Origin of the sequence: Kribbella caucasensis (assembly GCF_004361855.1) — a bacterium.
GTDB classification, from domain to species: Bacteria; Actinomycetota; Actinomycetes; order Propionibacteriales; family Kribbellaceae; genus Kribbella; species Kribbella caucasensis.
On record NZ_SNWQ01000013.1, the window covers coordinates 132,839 to 148,482 of the forward strand.

At 68.7% G+C, this 15,644-nt stretch carries 16 protein-coding genes; 8 read left to right on the forward strand and 8 right to left on the reverse strand.

Features of this window, described 5'->3' with window-relative positions; translation table 11 throughout:
• Positions 1–15 precede the first annotated feature (15 nt).
• The 3 genes from EV643_RS25635 to EV643_RS25645 all read right to left on the reverse strand — a co-directional run bounded on the left by EV643_RS25635 (position 16) and on the right by EV643_RS25645 (position 3,663).
• Positions 16–1,425 (reverse strand): carbohydrate-binding protein, encoded by a 1,410-nt coding sequence (locus EV643_RS25635; protein WP_133802692.1) that lies wholly within the window; start codon positions 1,423–1,425, stop codon positions 16–18.
• A 128-nt stretch (positions 1,426–1,553) separates the two neighbouring features.
• A complete protein-coding gene (gene serB / locus EV643_RS25640; protein WP_133802693.1) occupies positions 1,554–2,765 on the reverse strand; it encodes a phosphoserine phosphatase SerB in 1,212 nt (403 codons plus the stop codon).
• Positions 2,766–2,928: 163 nt separating this feature from the next.
• A complete protein-coding gene (locus EV643_RS25645; protein ID WP_133802694.1) occupies positions 2,929–3,663 on the reverse strand; it encodes an Rv1486c family protein in 735 nt (244 codons plus the stop codon).
• A gap of 481 nt (positions 3,664–4,144) precedes the next feature.
• Between EV643_RS25645 and EV643_RS25650 the strand changes: the two genes are divergently transcribed.
• From EV643_RS25650 to EV643_RS25665, 4 genes are all read left to right on the forward strand, one after another.
• The gene (locus EV643_RS25650; RefSeq protein ID WP_133802695.1) at positions 4,145–4,927 is read left to right on the forward strand and encodes an ABC transporter ATP-binding protein; all 783 of its coding nucleotides are present in this window, start codon (positions 4,145–4,147) and stop codon (positions 4,925–4,927) included.
• 125 nt (positions 4,928–5,052) lie between these two features.
• A complete protein-coding gene (locus EV643_RS25655) occupies positions 5,053–5,586 on the forward strand; it encodes an NfeD family protein (protein ID WP_133802696.1) in 534 nt (177 codons plus the stop codon).
• Between the two features lie 105 nt (positions 5,587–5,691).
• Positions 5,692–6,858, forward strand: coding sequence for an SPFH domain-containing protein (locus tag EV643_RS25660; RefSeq protein WP_370452359.1), 1,167 nt, complete (start codon positions 5,692–5,694; stop codon positions 6,856–6,858).
• 151 nt (positions 6,859–7,009) lie between these two features.
• Entirely contained in the window at positions 7,010–7,756 is a 747-nt protein-coding gene (locus tag EV643_RS25665) for a sulfite exporter TauE/SafE family protein (RefSeq protein ID WP_133802698.1), read from the forward strand.
• On the opposite strand, the gene EV643_RS25670 is transcribed toward EV643_RS25665, so the two are convergent.
• A complete protein-coding gene (locus tag EV643_RS25670; protein WP_133802699.1) occupies positions 7,728–8,414 on the reverse strand; it encodes a TetR/AcrR family transcriptional regulator in 687 nt (228 codons plus the stop codon). The two genes, EV643_RS25665 and EV643_RS25670, sit on opposite strands and share 29 nt — an antisense overlap.
• 120 nt (positions 8,415–8,534) lie before the next feature.
• Between EV643_RS25670 and EV643_RS25675 the strand changes: the two genes are divergently transcribed.
• Complete coding sequence (locus EV643_RS25675; protein ID WP_133802700.1) at positions 8,535–9,488, forward strand: quinone oxidoreductase family protein; 954 nt, start codon at positions 8,535–8,537, stop codon at positions 9,486–9,488.
• 59 nt (positions 9,489–9,547) lie between these two features.
• On the forward strand, positions 9,548–9,979 hold the full coding sequence (locus EV643_RS25680) for an organic hydroperoxide resistance protein (RefSeq protein WP_133802701.1): 432 nt from the start codon (positions 9,548–9,550) through the stop codon (positions 9,977–9,979).
• A gap of 115 nt (positions 9,980–10,094) precedes the next feature.
• Here EV643_RS25680 and EV643_RS25685 read toward each other — a convergent pair whose 3' ends face one another.
• The 4 genes from EV643_RS25685 to EV643_RS25700 form a co-directional block, all read right to left on the reverse strand.
• On the reverse strand, positions 10,095–10,961 hold the full coding sequence (locus EV643_RS25685) for a Sco1979 family transcriptional regulator (RefSeq protein WP_502255086.1): 867 nt from the start codon (positions 10,959–10,961) through the stop codon (positions 10,095–10,097).
• Between the two features lie 167 nt (positions 10,962–11,128).
• Positions 11,129–11,647, reverse strand: a complete 519-nt coding sequence (locus EV643_RS25690; protein WP_166665585.1) for a YbaK/EbsC family protein — start codon at positions 11,645–11,647, stop codon at positions 11,129–11,131.
• 11 nt (positions 11,648–11,658) lie between these two features.
• Positions 11,659–11,961 (reverse strand): GNAT family N-acetyltransferase, encoded by a 303-nt coding sequence (locus EV643_RS25695; protein ID WP_133802703.1) that lies wholly within the window; start codon positions 11,959–11,961, stop codon positions 11,659–11,661.
• Between the two features lie 63 nt (positions 11,962–12,024).
• On the reverse strand, positions 12,025–12,969 hold the full coding sequence (locus EV643_RS25700; RefSeq protein WP_133802704.1) for an alpha/beta hydrolase: 945 nt from the start codon (positions 12,967–12,969) through the stop codon (positions 12,025–12,027).
• A gap of 176 nt (positions 12,970–13,145) precedes the next feature.
• Between EV643_RS25700 and EV643_RS25705 the strand changes: the two genes are divergently transcribed.
• Together EV643_RS25705 and EV643_RS25710 are read left to right on the forward strand one after the other, a co-directional pair.
• On the forward strand, positions 13,146–14,186 hold the full coding sequence (locus tag EV643_RS25705; protein ID WP_133802705.1) for a helix-turn-helix domain-containing protein: 1,041 nt from the start codon (positions 13,146–13,148) through the stop codon (positions 14,184–14,186).
• On the forward strand, positions 14,183–15,643 hold the full coding sequence (locus EV643_RS25710) for a cobyric acid synthase (protein WP_133802706.1): 1,461 nt from the start codon (positions 14,183–14,185) through the stop codon (positions 15,641–15,643). The genes EV643_RS25705 and EV643_RS25710 overlap by 4 nt, the downstream gene beginning before the upstream one ends.
• The last annotated feature ends 1 nt before the right edge of the window (position 15,644 follow it).

Below are 15,644 nucleotides of genomic sequence, written 5' to 3' on the forward strand. Positions count from 1 at the left end.
TCCGCTGGCGGGTTGTCAGTGGCCGAACGTGAACCAGTTGAGGTTGACGAAGTCGGCCGGCTGACCGCTGCTGAAGGTCAGGTAGACGTCGTGGACGCCGGTGACGGCCGAGATGTTGGCCGGGACCGTTCGCCAGGACTGCCAGCCGCCGGTGTTGGCGATGGCGAAGCTGCCGATCGGGTTGCTGGTACGGCTGTCCAGTCGTACTTCGACCAGACCGCTGACGCCGCCGGCTGCTCCGGAGGCGACGCGGGCGACGAACTGGGTGGCCGGAGTACTGCCGAAGTTGATCCCCCGGTGGAGGATCCAGTCGCCGTTGGCGAGGTGGGAGAGGTTCTGTCCGCCGCCGGTGTCGGTGGTGGTCTCGGTCGCGACGCCTGCCTGCTCACTGAAGGACTCGGCCTGCAGGGTGCTGTAGGCGTCGCTCCCTCCAGGTGGAGGGGTGGTCGGCGGGGTAGTGGAAGGCGTGGTCGGCGGGGTGCCGCCGCGAGAAGAGACGGCCACGTAGTCGACGACCATCGGGCGGTCGGGGACGGTCTCGGCGCGTGGGGTCGGGCCGTTGAGGGCGTCGGGGAACGCGCCGCCCATCGCCACGTTCAGCAGGATGAAGTAGCCGGCGTGCGAGGTCATGTTGGCCCAGGTGTCGGCGGGGAGCTGGCCCTGGCTGACGGAGTGGAACTGCTGGCCGTCGACGTACCAGCGGAACTGGTTCGGGGAGATGCTGGTGTCCCACTCGAACCGGTAGGTGTGGAACGCGGACTGGCAGGATGAGCCCGGACAGGCCCGGCTGTTCGCGAGGCCGCTGGTCTCGTTGCACGGGCCGCCTGGGTTCACGCCGCAGTGCAGGACGGCCCAGACGGAGTTGATCCCGTTGACGTTCTCCATGATGTCGAACTCACCGATACCCGGCCAGTTCCAGTAGTTGCCGCGGTACGGTCCGCCGAGTGCCCAGAACGCGGGCCAGTAGCCGAGGGCTGCGTTGCCGGTGACGTTGGGCATCTGGATCCGGCCCTCGATCGCCAGCACCCCGCCGGCCGGCGGCTTGAAGTCGCTGCGCTGCGTCTCGATCCGGGCCGAGGTCCAGTTGCCGGCGCCGTCGCGTCGCGGGGTGATCCGCAGGTTGCCGGTCCCGTCGAGGGAGAGGTTGTTCGGGCTGTTGGTGTAGTTCTGGATCTCGCCGGTACCCCAGTTCCCGGGGCCGCCGGGATACCCGTGACCGGTGTCGACGATCCAGTTGGCGCTCGACGGCAGCGAGCCATTCGGGCCGTCGAAGTCGTCGGACCAGACGGTCGTCCAGCCCGCCGGTGGCGGCGGGACACTGGCCTGCGCCGCGACGGCCAGGGAGACGGCCACCAGGACCGGCGCGACCAGCGCGGAGATCAGCAATCGGAACCGTGAAGACGCTGTGTTCGGGCGGGAACGCATCACAACCTCCAAGCTCAGGGACGTTGCCCTATGAGAGCGCTCTCACACCCAAGAGTCAACACCTCACGACAGACAGTTCTCACCGGTGTGCGGGCTGGGAGTGTCAGCGCACGGTTGCCGCCGCAGGATCAGCTGAGGGCGTCGGCGGCTTCTACTTCTTCTCGGGAGATGCCGAGGAGGTAGAGGATGCTGTCGAGGTACGGAACGCTGAGGTGGGTGTCGGCGGCTTGACGGACCACCGGTTTGGCGTTGAAGGCGATACCCAGTCCGGCGGCTGCGAGCATGTCGAGATCATTGGCCCCGTCGCCGATCGCGACCGTCTGCGAGAGCGGCGTACGGGAGGACTCCGCGAACCGGCGCAGCGCGGTCGCCTTGCCGGCCCGGTCGACGATGTCGCCGACGACCTTGCCGGTGAGTTTGCCGTCGACGATCTCCAGTTCGTTGGCGGCCGCGTAGTCGATACCGAGGTCGGCGGCGAGCTTGTCGGTGATCTGGCTGAACCCGCCGCTGACGATCGCGAACTGGTACCCGAGTCGCTTCAACGTCCGTACCAGCGTCCGCGCGCCCGGTGCAAGCTGGATCGCCTCGTACACGTCGTCAAGGGCCGACGCGGGCAACCCCTCGAGGGTCGCGACCCGGTGCCGCAGCGACTCGGCGAACTCGAGCTCGCCCCGCATCGCCTGCTCGGTGACCTCGGCGACCTCCTCGAGCCGGCCCGCGTGCGCCGCGAGCATCTCGATCACCTCGCCCTGGATCAGGGTCGAGTCGACGTCCATCACGATCAGCCGTTTGGCCCGCCGATACAGACCACCGGACTGTACGGCGACGTCGAGCCCTTGGCGGACTCCTTCGAGCGCGAGCACCGTGCGCAACTGGTCCGTGTCGGCACCCGAGACGGCGATCTCGACCGCGGTGACGGGATAGCGCGCCATCCGGCTGATCCGGTCGATGTTGGCCCCGGTGTCGGCGATCCGACCGGCGATCGCGGCGAACCCCTTCGCGGTCAGCGGGCTGCCGATCACGGTGACCTGGGTCCGCCCCTTGCGCCGCGGTTCGTTGTCGCCGTACCCCTTCTTCACGTCGATGTCGACGTCGAGCATCTCGGCGAGACCCTTGAGCTCCTTTTTGAGCTCCTTGTGGTCGCGCGGGGCGGACAGCAGTACGCCGAGCACCAGCCGGCCCCGCAGTACGACCTGCTCGGCGTCGATCACCTCGAGCCCGCGCCCGGCGAGGATCGACAGTACGGCGGACGTCAGGCCCGGCCGGTCGGTACCGGTCAAGGTGACCAGCAGCGTCGGGCGGTCCAGCAGTGGCGTCTCGTGCTCAGCCTGTCCAGTCATCGCAGGGATGACGCTACCCAAGAACCCCCCACCCAGGCACACCAGTCCACATACCAGCGACCAGCGAGTGGTGGGCACTCCGCGTGCGGGCGTGCGATGGGGTTGCGACGGCGGTTCGCGTGCCAGCGATCGGCGGGGTGGCGATGGCGGTTTGTGCCGGCGATCAGTGCCGGGTGGGTGGGGCGCAGGCTGCGACCAGGGCGCGGCGGGCGGCTGCGGCGAGGGTCAGGAGCGTACGGCGGCGGGCGTCTGCGTCGGCGCCGGTGACTGCGGCTCCGTCGTCGTCCAGCGCTGCGTCTGCGATCGCGAGCAACCGGCGTGCGGATGCGGCCGTCTTCACGGCACGCGGGTCGTAGCCGGGAGCAAGTTCATCACCCTTGCCGGAACCGATCTTGCGGATGTCGATCAACGCGTCGGCGACCTCGGGCTTCCACTTCGCAACGTCGAGCTCCGCGAGCGACTCAGCCGCCTCGATCAGCGCGGCCCGCAGTCCGCGGTCTGCTTCGCCGAAGTCCGCCGGCAACGGACTCGTCGCGGTCAGCACGTTCCACTGCACCGCCGGCCCGACGTACGCCGGTACGAGACCGATCTCAGCCCCGGTCAGCACGACCGCCTCGCCCGCCTCCAAAGCCGACTCGTTGAACGCCGGCGGCCCGGCCAACCCGATCGGATCACCCGGAATCGGCAACGCCAGATTCGCCCCCGTCGCCCCGGCCGCCCGGATCAGATTCAACGCGACCGGCAACGTCGCCGGCGCCGGATGAGCCGCAAGCCCCGCAACGTGATGACCGACATCGTTACCGAGGATGCGATGCGCGGCGGTATCCGGATCGCATGCACCGGTCAACATCGAGTTCGCCCAAACAGTGAACCGAACCGAGGCGGCAGTCGTCAGCACGCCCGCCAGTCTCCCACCCACCCCCACCCAACCTTCCCCCACCCAGCCCCGCCTGCCCACCCCCGCACAACCGTCCTCCACCCAGCCCGCCTGCCCGTCCCACCCCGCGCCCGTGCGCCCAGGCCCCGCTAGCCAGCCGTTCCACCCCCAGGGCGACCCCGTCGGTGGCGATTGGCCGTGTTGTCCGTACCGATCGACATGAGGTAGTGCCCCGCTCGGCAGCCGTCCACGCCTGGAGCCCACCAACTGGACGCCCCAAAGGCCGACTACCTCATGTCAATCGGTACCAGCCCGCCCCGACCGAGAGAACCGGCGTGGGGACCGTGACCAAGATGGCGGGACCTCGGACAGGTGGTGTTGGTGTTCACGGTCCCGCGATGGTGTTCAAGGTCCAGTAGGGAGACGCGAGGGGAGGGGGGAGCGGGAAGGGGAGCGGCAGGGTCGTGGTGTGGGCGCGGGAGCGACAGATTAGGTTTGCGGTATGAGTGCTGTGGTGGAGCTGGCCGGGGTCACGATCGTTCGTGGGAACTCGCGGCTGCTGGACGGTATCGACTGGACCGTCGACGAGGCCGACCGCTGGGTGGTGATCGGCCCGAACGGCGCCGGCAAGACCACCATGCTCCAGGTGATCGCGGCTCAGTTGCACCCGACCGAGGGAGTCGCCGGACTGCTCGGTGAGGTGCTCGGCGCGGTCGACGTGTTCGAGCTCCGCCCACGGATCGGTCTCACCAGTGCCGCCCTCGCCGACCGGTTGCCGCGGGGTGAGCGGGTTGCCGATGTCGTGGTCTCCGCGTCGTACGCGGTCCTGGGCCGGTGGCGCGAGGAGTACGACGAGCTGGACCACCAGCGCGCCAAGGAACTGCTCACCGAACTCGGGATCGGCCACCTCGGCGACCGCACCTTCGGCACCCTGTCCGAGGGCGAACGCAAACGGGTCCAGATCGCCCGTGCCCTGATGACCGACCCCGAACTGATGCTCCTCGACGAACCCGCCGCCGGCCTCGACCTGACCGGCCGCGAACACCTGGTCCGCTCACTCAGCTCGATCGCGACGGCCGAGGGCGCGCCGGCGATGGTGCTGGTCACGCATCACGTCGAGGAGATCCCGCCCGGCTTCACCCACGCGATGCTGCTCAAACAAGGCCGTGTCGTCTCGGCCGGCCCGATCGAGCAGGCCCTCACCGCCGAGACCCTGAGCGAGACCTTCGACCTGGCCCTCAGCCTCTCGCACGAAGACGGCCGGTACGCCGCCCGGGCCCTCTGACCCGCATCGGCAAACTCGCCCCGGGCAACCACCGGGTCGACGTACGGTGGAATCCGTGGGAACTGGTCCTGCGTCTGAAGGGTTGTCGGACTGCTGGAGATCCTGATCGCGGATAGGCTTGGCAAATGATGGATTGGTTGCGGGACAACGTCTGGTCGGCCTGGCTCGGAATCGCCGTCGTACTGGGGCTGGCCGAGCTCGCGTCGCTGGACTTCACCCTGCTGATGCTGGCCGCCGGTGCGCTCACGGCGGCGGGTGTGGCCGCGTTCTTCCCCGGCCTGTTGTGGCTGCAGATCGTCGTCGGGCTGATCACGTCGGCGGCGATGCTGGCGGCGATCCGGCCGTTGCTGGTGCGCAAGATCCACCACGGCGTCGAGATCAAGACGGGCTCGCAGCACGTGATCGGCCGCAGTGGTGTGGTGGTGAAGGAGATCCACCCCGACGGTGGCGGGTCGATCAAGCTCGGTGGCGAGCTGTGGACCGCTCGGCCGTACGACGAGGTGTCGACGCTCCCACCGGGCACCCGGGTCGAGGTCATGTCGATCGACGGGGCGACGGCGGTGGTGTACCCGATCGGAGATCCGATCACGCACCAGCCAGAACTGCGCAACCCGGAGCTGGGCAAGTCGGAGCCGGATTCGGACTCCGGCGCGCAGTAGGGTCGCAGGTGAGGGTGGTTTTTGCCTTCGGCGGTATGGCTGGGGAACCGGGCCTTGGAGTGGACCGTCGATAGGAAAGACTGTCCGTCCTGAGTTCGGTTTCCAATGGAGGGTCACGTGACCGCGTTCCTCATAGTGCTGGGTCTGGTCGCCTTACTGGTGATCGTCACACTGATCAAGTCCGTCCGGGTCGTGCAGCAGCAGACCGTCGGCATCGTGGAGCGGTTCGGCAAGTTCAAGGTCGGTTTGCAGCCGGGCCTGAACCTGCTCACCCCGTTCGTCGACAAGGTCCGCTACACGATCGACATGCGCGAGCAGGTGGTCGCGTTCCCGCCGCAGGGCGTCATCACCGAGGACAACCTGATGGTGTCGATCGACTCCGTCATCTACTTCCAGGTCAACGACCCGGTGCGCGCGACGTACGAGATCTCCAACTACATCCAGGCGATCGAGCAGCTCACCATGACCACGCTGCGAAACATCATCGGTGGCATGGATCTGGAGCAGACGCTGACCAGCCGCGAGGAGATCAACGAGAAGCTGCGCTACGTGCTGGACGAGGCGACCGGCAAGTGGGGCATCCGGGTGAACCGGGTGGAGCTCCGCTCGATCGACCCGCCGCCGTCGATCCAGGACTCGATGGAGAAGCAGATGCGCGCGGACCGGGACAAGCGCGCCGCGATCCTCACCGCCGAAGGTATGCGGCAGTCCGCCGTCCTGTCGGCCGAGGGTCAGAAGCAGTCCGCGATCCTGACCGCCCAGGGTGACAGGGAGTCCCGGATCCTGCGCGCGCAGGCCGAGCGGGAGGCCCGGATCCTGAAGGCGCAGGGTGAGGCGCAGGCCATCACCACGGTGTTCAACGCGATCCACGCGGGCAAGCCGGACCAGGGTCTGCTGGCGTACCAGTACCTGCAGATGCTGCCGTCGATCGCCCAGGGCGACTCGAACAAGTTGTGGATCATCCCGAGCGAGATCGGCAAGGCAATGGAGGGCCTCGGCAGCGCGGTCGGCCAGATCGCCGGTATCCCGCAGAAGGCCGAGGGCGACTTCCAGGCGCCTCCGCAGGACCACGCCGCCGTCGAGCTGGAGACAGTCGGCACACCGGATGCGGCCGTCGCCGAAGCGGACAACGCGGTCCAGGAGGCGATCGCCGCGGCGCAGAACGCGGCCGTCAGCTCCCGCTCCGCGCAGCAGGTCCCGCCGCCCGCCGTCACCGCTACCCCGGAGCAAAACCCGCCGGCACCATCGGCGGAGCCCCCGTTCGAGCGCTGACCTTGTAGCCGTCCTCGTACTACGGACCGACCGCGGCCCGGCTGTCTTCCTCAGGAGGACGTCCGGGCCGTGTTAGTTGCACGACACCTGAGCGCTCAACGAGTGGACTCGCGAGCGCCGAGGGATGTCAGGTGCGTAGAGTCTGGCAACGATGACATGGTTCGAGGCGCTGTTCGTCTTACTGGCGGGGATGGGCGCGGGGACGATCAACGCGGTGGTGGGTTCGGGCACCTTGCTGACCTTCCCCGCGTTGCTTGCCGTCGGCATCCCTCCGGTCCTCGCCAACGTGAGCAACAGCGTCGGCCTCGCGCCCGGTACGGCGGCCGGCGCCATCGGCTACCGTCGCGAGCTGGAGGGTCAGCGCGGTCGGCTGATCCGGCTTGTGCCCGCGTCGCTGGTCGGCGGTGTGGTCGGGGGAGTACTGCTGCTGACCTTGCCGGATTCGGCGTTCCACGCGGTGGTTCCGGGGCTGATCCTGCTCGGCTGTCTGCTGGTCGCATTGCAGCCGTGGCTGGGGCGGTGGATCAGCGTGCCGACGCATACCCATCGCGGTGCCTGGTGGGTGATCCCCGCGGTCTTCGCGACCGGCGTGTACGGCGGCTATTTCGGTGCGGCGCAGGGCGTCCTGCTGATGGCGATCCTCGGCCTCGGGATGGACGCGAACCTGCAACGGATGAACGGGCTGAAGAACGTCCTCGCGACCGTGGTGAACACCGTCGCCGCCATCCTGTTCATCATCGTCGCGGACGTCGACTGGCTGGCGGCCGGGCTGATCGCGGTCGGCTCGACGATCGGCGGATTCGTCGGCGCCCGGTACGGCCGCAAGCTGCCGCCGATCGCGCTGCGCGGCCTGATCGTGGTGATCGGCATCATCGCGATCGTGACGCTGGTGTTCTGACCGCGTTCGACGACTCGAGACCCGCGAGCAGCAGGTCGAGCCCGTAGTCGAACTGCTCATCGCCGCCCGTCGTCCGGGCCAGCTCAGGCGCCAGCTCGACCACGGTGGGGAACTCGGCCGACGACAGCGACTCCATCGTCGTTCGCAGCCGTCGCCAGGCCTCCGGGTCGCGTCGTTCGGTGGCCATCTGGATCTCCCAGGACGTTGCCCCCAGCACGTAGGTGAACAGCGTCGTGTGGGTCCGCGCCGCCGTCTCCTTGTCGAACCCGGCCGACCGCAGGACACCGAGCAGGCCCTCGGCGACGCGAGCCGTCTCGTGACCACTCAGCGGGCGGCTGCCCAGTAGTTGCGCGAGGCAAGGGTGTTCGAGCAGCAGCCGGCGCAGATCCCGGCAGACCGCCCGGACCTGGTCGGGCCACGATTCCCCCTCCGGTACGGCGGGGACGAGCGCCATCAGGTGGTTGCGGACCGCGTCGTACAGGTCGTCCTTGTTCCGGAAGTAGGTGTAGAGCGCCATCGGGCCGACTCCGAGCTCGGCGGCGACTCCACGCAGGCTGAAGGCGTCGGTGCCCTTGGTCTCCATCAGGTCCAGGGCGGCGCGCACGATCAGCTCCGGGTTGAGCGTGTTCCGCGGCGTCCGGGTCTTCGCGCCGGCCATCTGGTCCACCTTCCTGCTGGGTCCCACATCACATCGATGATCGCTAACGTACGGTGTATAGTACAGCGTAGAGAAGCCGATCATCCAACTGATGTAGCCGATGTGGAAAGGGAACGCAGCGTGCGAGCCGTGCAGATCACCGAGTTCGGTGGCCCCGAAGTGCTGAAGATCAGCGAGGTCGAGGAGCCCACGCCGGGCGCGGGCCAGGTCCTGATCACCGTCGACCGGGCCGGCATCAACTACGCCGATACCCACCAGGTGGAGAACAGCTACCTGTCCAAGGCGACCCTCCCGCTCATCCCGGGCGGTGAAGTCGTCGGCCGTACTGCGGACGGCAGGCGAGTGGTCGCGCTGGTCGGCTCGGGTGGTTACGCCGAGAAGGCCGTGGCCCATGCGCCGTACGCGTTCGACGTGCCCGAAGGGGTGAGCGACGGTGACGCGCTGGCCCTCGTTCTGCAGGGGACGACCGCCTGGCATCTGCTGAAGACCTCGTCCCACCTGCAGCAGGGCGAATCCGTCCTGGTGCACGCCGGTGCCGGGGGAGTCGGCTCGCTCGCCGTGCAGCTGGCGAAGCTCTGGGGCGCCGGACGGGTGATCGCGACCGCGTCGAGCGAGGAGAAGCGCAAGCAGGTGCTGGAGCTCGGCGCGGACGCCGCGATCGACGGCGACCCCGAGGGCCTGAAGGACCGGATCATCGAGGCGAACGAGGGCCGGCCGGTCGACATCGTGCTGGAGATGGTCGGCGGGCGCACGTTCGACGAGTCGTTCGACGCGCTGGACCGGTTCGGCCGGCTGGTGACGTTCGGCGCCGCTTCCCGGGAGGCGGCTCAGCCGGTCGACCCGCGCCGGTTGATGAAGGGGTCGAAGACGATCGCCGGTTTCTGGCTCGCCGACTGCTTCAAGAACCCGGCCCTGCTGGGCGGCCCGCTGACCGAGCTGTTCGATCTGACCGTTGCGGGCAAGCTCCGCCCGATCGTCGGCGGCGAGTACGGGCTGTCCGAGGTCGCCACTGCCCACGAGGACATGCGAGCCCGCCGCACCGTCGGCAAGCTCCTGCTCGACCCTGCCCGCTGAGCTCCCAACGAACTGACTTTCCCCAACCCCCACCCCCCACGTAATTACTGAGGAGATCTATGACCATCGCTGTCGAGAAGGTTCTGTACACCGCCCGCGCCACGGCCGAGGGCGGCCGCGACGGCCGGACCACGACCGACGACTTCAAGCTGGACGTCACCGTCGCGCCGCCGAAGGAGATGGGCGGCACCGGCGAGGGGACGAACCCCGAGCAGCTGTTCGCGGCCGGTTTCGCGTCCTGCTTCCACAGCGCCCTGAAGCTGGTCGCCCGGAAGGCGCGGCAGGACGCCGAGGGCTCGACGGTCACCGCTGAGGTCGGCATCGGCCCGATCAACGGCGGCGCGGGCTACGGCCTCGAGGTCGCGCTCGTGGTCTCCCTGCCGAACGTCGAGCGTCCGGTCGCCGAGGAGCTGGTCGCGAAGGCGCACGAGGTGTGCCCGTACTCGAACGCCACCCGCGGCAACATCAAGTTCGACCTCAAGGTTGCCTGAAGCACCGTCTTTCCCCGCCGGGGTTGATCAGAATACTGATCAACCCCGGCTTTCATGTACAGAAAACTGATCACGAAAGCCGCGCGTAGGCTGCGCTGGGCCGCGTCGGGAGAAGTCAGGCCATCTTGTCGAGGGCGTCGCGCAGAATGTTCTGCGTCTCGCCGAGCGGTGCGGCCGAGATACTGAGCGCGTCCATGATCGCGGCGTACTCGTCCAGGTCCTCGATCTTGTCGAGGTACAGCGCGCTGGCCGCGTGCTCGATGTAGACCACGTCCGGCAGGTCGCCCTCGGGGAATCGCAGCACGCTGAACGCACCACCGGCGCTCGGATAGCCGACACTGCTGAACGGCATCACCTGCAGAGTGATGTTCGGCAGCCGCGCCATCTTCATCAGGTGCTCGATCTGCTCACACATCGCCTCGCGGCCACCGATCGGTCGATGCAGTACCGACTCGTCGATGACCACCCAGAGCTTCACCGGGTTCGCCCTGGTGAGGATTTGTTGCCGGGTCACCCGAAGATCGACGCGCTGGTCGATCTCCTCGGTCGGCAGATACGACTTGCCGAGCTGGACGACCGCGCGGGCATACGGTTCGGTCTGCAGCAGGCCCGGGACGAAGAGCACCTCGTAGGTCCGGATCAGCTTGGCCGCTACCTCGAGGCCGACATAGTTGGAGAACCAGGCCGGCATCACGTCGCCGTACCGGGACCACCAGCCGGGGTTGTTGGCGGCCCGGGCGAGCTCCATCAGCCGGTCGCGCTCGCGGTCGTCCTTGAGGCCGTACAGCTTGAGCAGGTCGTTGACGTCGCGTTCCTTGAAACCGACCCGGCCGAGCTCCATCCGGCTCACCTTGGACTCCGAGGCGCGGATCTGCCAGCCCGCGTCGGCGCGGCTGATCCCGGCTGCCTCACGCATCCGGCGGAGGTGGCCGCCCAGCATGATCCGCAGCGCGGTCGGCCCGCCGTCGTCGCCGCCAGCCACCGTCACCCCGCCACCATGCCCTTCCCCAGTTCCGACTGCGCCACGCACCCAACTGCCCGTGATCCCGGGCAGGGCACAGTCGCCTCCCACCCCGGGACAGCTCCGATGTTAGCTGTGATCGCCGTTTCTGACAGTCCCGCCGCCCGGAACTGGCCCTGGCAATCTGATCAAACCGGGTTGGCGAGGGCTAGGACTGTGGCGGTGGGGAGCTTGGCGAGGTCGGAGCCTTCGACCAGGAGCTTGGAGGCGCGGATGCCGCTGCCGATTACGACCAGGCCGGCTTGGGCGACCGCTTCGTCGACGAGGACCGGCCAGTCGGCGGGCAGGCCGATCGGGGTGATGCCGCCGTACTCCATCCCGGTAGCCCCGACCGCATCGTCCTGCGCGGCGAACGAGATCTTGCGGACGCCGAGGTGCTTGCGGATCACCCCGTTGACGTCCGCGCGGTGGGTGGCGAGCACCATCACCGCGGCGTACGTCGACTCGCCGGCGCGCTTGCCGTGGACGATCACGCAGTTCGCCGACGCGGCTATCGGTACGTCGTACTCGGCGCAGAAGGCGGCCGTGTCGGCCAGTGTCGGGTCGATCGCGGCCGCGTACCCCGGGATGTCGCCGAGCGCTGGACGGACCGGTGCGGCCAGGAGTTCGGGGACCTCGGCGGCCGGACGCCAGTCGAGGGTGCCCATGGGCGGAACGGTCACCGGTGGTGCACCTCGTCCACGAGGTCGTCGTACTCCGGATGCTTCTTGAGGTACTCGATGTAGTACGGGCAGGCGGGCTTGATCCGGAGCCCGGCCGCGCGGGCGTCGGCGAGGGACTTCGCCGCGATCTGGCCGGCCACGCCACGGCCCTGGAACTCGGGCAGCGTCTCGGCATGCAGGAAGATGATCGCCGAGTCGGTCCGGCGGTAGTTGACGAATCCCATCAGGGCGTCGGCGCCGTCGCGTGCCTCGTACCGGCTGTGCGACGTGGCATCCACGACGCTGAACTCGTTCTCCATGCCCGCCACTCTAACCAGCCGCCACTACCCACAACCCGGCCTGCCCGTACTGCGATCGGCTCGCTAGGAGGTACCCAGGGCCTTGGCGAGGGCGGTGGCTTTGTCGGCGAGCATGCGGCGGGTGATGGCCGCGGCCTGGACGATGCCGGAGCCGTGGAAGGTGCCGGGGTAGTGGTGGAGTTCGGTGCTCACGCCCGCGGCCAGCAGGCGCTGGGCGTAGATCAGGCCCTCGTCCCGCAGCGGGTCGAACTCGCAAACCGCGACGAACGCGGGCGGCAGTCCGGCAAAGTCCTCCGCGCGCGACGGCGCGGCGTACTGGAGGCCGAGTACTTCTGGCGCACCGGACAGGTAGTACTTCCAGCTCAGCTCGGCGCTCGGCCGGTTCCAGATCGGGGTGTCGACGAACGTCCGCATCGACAGCGTCTCGAGCCGGTCGTCGAGCTCGGGGATATCGAGCAGCTGGAAGCAGATCGCCGGACCCTGCCGGTCCCGGGCGAGCAGCGCCACCGCGGCCGCCAGACCCCCACCGGCGCTCTCACCGCCCACCGCGATCCGCTGCGGGTCCACACCAAGCTCGGCCGCGTTCCCGGCCAGCCATTCGAGCGCGGCATAGCAGTCTTCAAGGCCCGCCGGGAACGGGTGTTCCGGTGCCAGCCGGTAATCAGGTGCGACCACGACCACGCCCGTTGCCGCGACGTCCACCGGAGCCTGCTCGAACGTGTCCAGGTCACCCATCACGAACCCGCCGCCGTGGATGTTCAGGTATCCCGGCCGCAGCGATCCATCGCTGTCGGTCGGCGCATAGACCCGTGCCTTGATGTCGGGCGCTCCGTCGCGACCCGGGATCGACACCTCGCGAATCTCGATCCCAGCCGGGATCTCGACGGCGGGGAGCACCTTCAGCAACTCGTCCATCGCGGCCCGGCTGGCGACGATGTCGGTCAGCTCGATCGACGGCAACATCGCCAGCCATGGCTGCAGTTCGGGATCGATCGGGTAGTCGGTCATCTCCGGCTCCTCGCTTCGGGTCGTTCTCCGGTTCCAGCGTGCGCCCCGTGCTGGGTAGATCGAGCATGGACTCGGGCAGCTGGGTCCGGCAGCCGACAGGTGGCGGTGATCCGGGGGCCGCAGCCCGCCGACTGGCGGAGCCCCGCCGATTGGCGCCGGGCCGGTAATCTCAGTTCATGAAAGGCCTGTTGTTGCGGTTGTCCGCACTGGACGCCGATGCCGAGGGCGCCGTTCGGGTGATTGGGTTCTTCGACGCGCTGGTGACGAGTCGGGCCGACCTGACCACTCTGCTGAAGAGCACGGCCACGCTGGCCGAGTGCCAGGTCGGGGTCGAGGCGGCCGGACGTGGGCTTGTTCTCCGGGCCGATCCGGATGGTTCCGTCGACGTCGGCGGACCGCCGGCCGGGGCTGCGGTTCGCGAGGAGGCCGACGCCGGGTTCTGGCTCGCTCGGGCCGGGCCGGCGTTGCCTTTCGACGAGATGGTGCTGGAACGCTTCGCCCTGGCCGGTTCGATCCTGCTCGACCGGACTGTCAGCGGCCTCCCGGCTGTTGGTGACTCGGCCCTCGTCGAGTTGCTCATCGCCGACTCGACCGGGATCGCAGAACGTTCTCGCGCGCTGCACCTGCTCGGTCTGTCGCCGGCCGGGATGCTCCGAGTCGCCGCGTTCTCGGGTACGCCGGACCTGCGCGCAGCAGGCGTCGTACGGTCGGCGTGGATCGGGGACGTTGGTACAGCGTTGTTGCCCGAGTCTGGGGAGCCAACAGATTGGGCCGAGCAGCTGGCTACTGGTGGCGTCTTGGTTGGCCTCGGACCGGCTGTACCGGGGATCCAGGCGGCCGAGTCGTGGCGGGCGGCGCGGACCGCGTTGCGTCTCGCCTCAGCCGAGATGCCGGTGATGCGGGCGGACGAGCTGGGCGGCTTGATCGTCTTGGCCGAGCGTCTGCGGCCGGAGGACATCGCCCTCAGTCCCGATGTCGTCGCGCTCGACCGGATCGCCGCCGAGCCTGGTGGAGAGGACCTGCTGGGCATCCTGCGGGCGTACTGCGCCACGGACTCGGTCCGCAAGGCCGCCGCGCTCGTGTACCGCCACCACAGCACGATCGCCTACCACCTCCAGCACGCGGAGACCGTCCTCGGCTTCCCACTGGATAACCCAGCTGGCCGCTTCCGCCTGAATCTCGCACTGGTGATGCGAGCCTTAGGATCTGGCGGGTGAACTCCCTGCTGATCGCCGGTACCACGTCCGACGCGGGCAAGACGACCGTTGTGACCGGGCTGTGCCGGTGGTTGGCGCGGCAGGGTGTGCGGGTCGCTCCGTTCAAAGCGCAGAACATGTCGAACAACTCGATGGTCTGCGCGGACGGCGCCGAGATCGGCCGGGCCCAGTGGATCCAGGCGATCGCGGCCGGTGCCGAACCGGAGGCGGCGATGAACCCGGTGCTGCTCAAACCCGGCAGCGACCACCGCAGCCATGTCGTCCTCCTCGGTCAACCATGGGGCGAGCTGACCTCCCGCGGCTTCCTCACCGAACGGGCTGAGCTCGCCAAAGCGGCCTTCGCGGCGTACGACGATCTCGCGTCCCGGTACGACGTGATCGTTGCCGAGGGCGCGGGTAGTCCGACCGAGATCAACCTGCGTCGCTCGGACTACGTGAACATGGGGTTGGCCCAGCACGCGCAAGCCCCGGTCGTGGTGGTCGGCGACATCGATCGCGGCGGCGTGTTCGCGTCGATGTTCGGCACGGTTGCGCTGTTGTCGGCCGAGGACCAGCGACTGATCAGCGGTTTCGTGGTGAACAAGTTCCGCGGTGATGTGTCATTGCTCCAGCCCGGGATCGACATGCTGGCGACGGCGACCGGGCGGCCGACGTACGGCGTGGTGCCGTGGTTGCCGGAGCTGTGGCTGGACTCGGAGGACGCGCTCGACATCCCGGCCCGGCTGACGTCGACCGAGTCCGAGGTACTGACGATCGCGGTGGTCCGGTTCCCGCGGATCAGCAACTTCACCGATGTGGACGCGCTCGCGGTCGAGCCGACGACGAGCGTGTTCTTCACCGCGAGCCCGGCCGAGGTCCGTACTGCGGATCTGGTGGTGCTGCCCGGATCGCGGGCGACTGTTGATGACCTGGCCTGGTTGCGGTCGACCGGTCTCGCTGATGCGGTGAGCGCGCGAGTGGCGGCGGGGCGGCCGGTGCTGGGGATCTGCGGTGGGTACCAATTGCTGGGTGAAGCGATCGAGGATCCGCACGGGGTGGAGAACGGGGGCAGCCATCGCGGTCTCGGGTCGTTGCCGATAGCAACCGAGTTCGCAGTCGAGAAGGTGCTCGCCCAGCCCGCACCGACGGCGTACGAGATCCACCACGGGGTCGTGCGGGTGACGGGGGAGGCCGAGGAGTTTCCGGGTGGCTGCCGGCTCGGGGCGACCTGGGGGACGATCTGGCACGGGCTGATGGACGACGACCGGCAGCGGCACGCGTTCCTGACCGAGGTGGCCGGGATGACCGGCAAGCCCGCGCCGGACGGGACGGTGTCGTTCGCTGCGCTGCGGGAGGAACGGCTCGATCGGCTGGCCGATGCGATCGACCAGCACCTCGACACCGACGCGCTGCTCGCCTTGATCGAGCAGGGCGCTCCGGCCGGGATCCCGTTCATCCCGCCGGGTGCGCCTGCCTGAG

What these genes read in the sequence shown, in the direction of transcription:
- EV643_RS25635 (WP_133802692.1), bottom strand. Translation starts at nt 1,425, where the DNA reads ATGCGTTCCCGCCCGAACACAGCGTCTTCACGGTTCCGATTGCTGATC.
- serB (WP_133802693.1), bottom strand. Translation starts at nt 2,765, where the DNA reads ATGACTGGACAGGCTGAGCACGAGACGCCACTGCTGGACCGCCCGACG.
- EV643_RS25650 (WP_133802695.1), top strand. Translation starts at nt 4,145, where the DNA reads ATGAGTGCTGTGGTGGAGCTGGCCGGGGTCACGATCGTTCGTGGGAAC.
- EV643_RS25655 (WP_133802696.1), top strand. Translation starts at nt 5,053, where the DNA reads ATGATGGATTGGTTGCGGGACAACGTCTGGTCGGCCTGGCTCGGAATC.
- EV643_RS25660 (WP_370452359.1), top strand. Translation starts at nt 5,692, where the DNA reads ATGGAGGGTCACGTGACCGCGTTCCTCATAGTGCTGGGTCTGGTCGCC.
- EV643_RS25665 (WP_133802698.1), top strand. Translation starts at nt 7,010, where the DNA reads ATGACATGGTTCGAGGCGCTGTTCGTCTTACTGGCGGGGATGGGCGCG.
- EV643_RS25670 (WP_133802699.1), bottom strand. Translation starts at nt 8,414, where the DNA reads ATGGCCGGCGCGAAGACCCGGACGCCGCGGAACACGCTCAACCCGGAG.
- EV643_RS25680 (WP_133802701.1), top strand. Translation starts at nt 9,548, where the DNA reads ATGACCATCGCTGTCGAGAAGGTTCTGTACACCGCCCGCGCCACGGCC.
- EV643_RS25690 (WP_166665585.1), bottom strand. Translation starts at nt 11,647, where the DNA reads ATGGGCACCCTCGACTGGCGTCCGGCCGCCGAGGTCCCCGAACTCCTG.
- EV643_RS25695 (WP_133802703.1), bottom strand. Translation starts at nt 11,961, where the DNA reads ATGGAGAACGAGTTCAGCGTCGTGGATGCCACGTCGCACAGCCGGTAC.
- EV643_RS25700 (WP_133802704.1), bottom strand. Translation starts at nt 12,969, where the DNA reads ATGACCGACTACCCGATCGATCCCGAACTGCAGCCATGGCTGGCGATG.
- EV643_RS25705 (WP_133802705.1), top strand. Translation starts at nt 13,146, where the DNA reads ATGAAAGGCCTGTTGTTGCGGTTGTCCGCACTGGACGCCGATGCCGAG.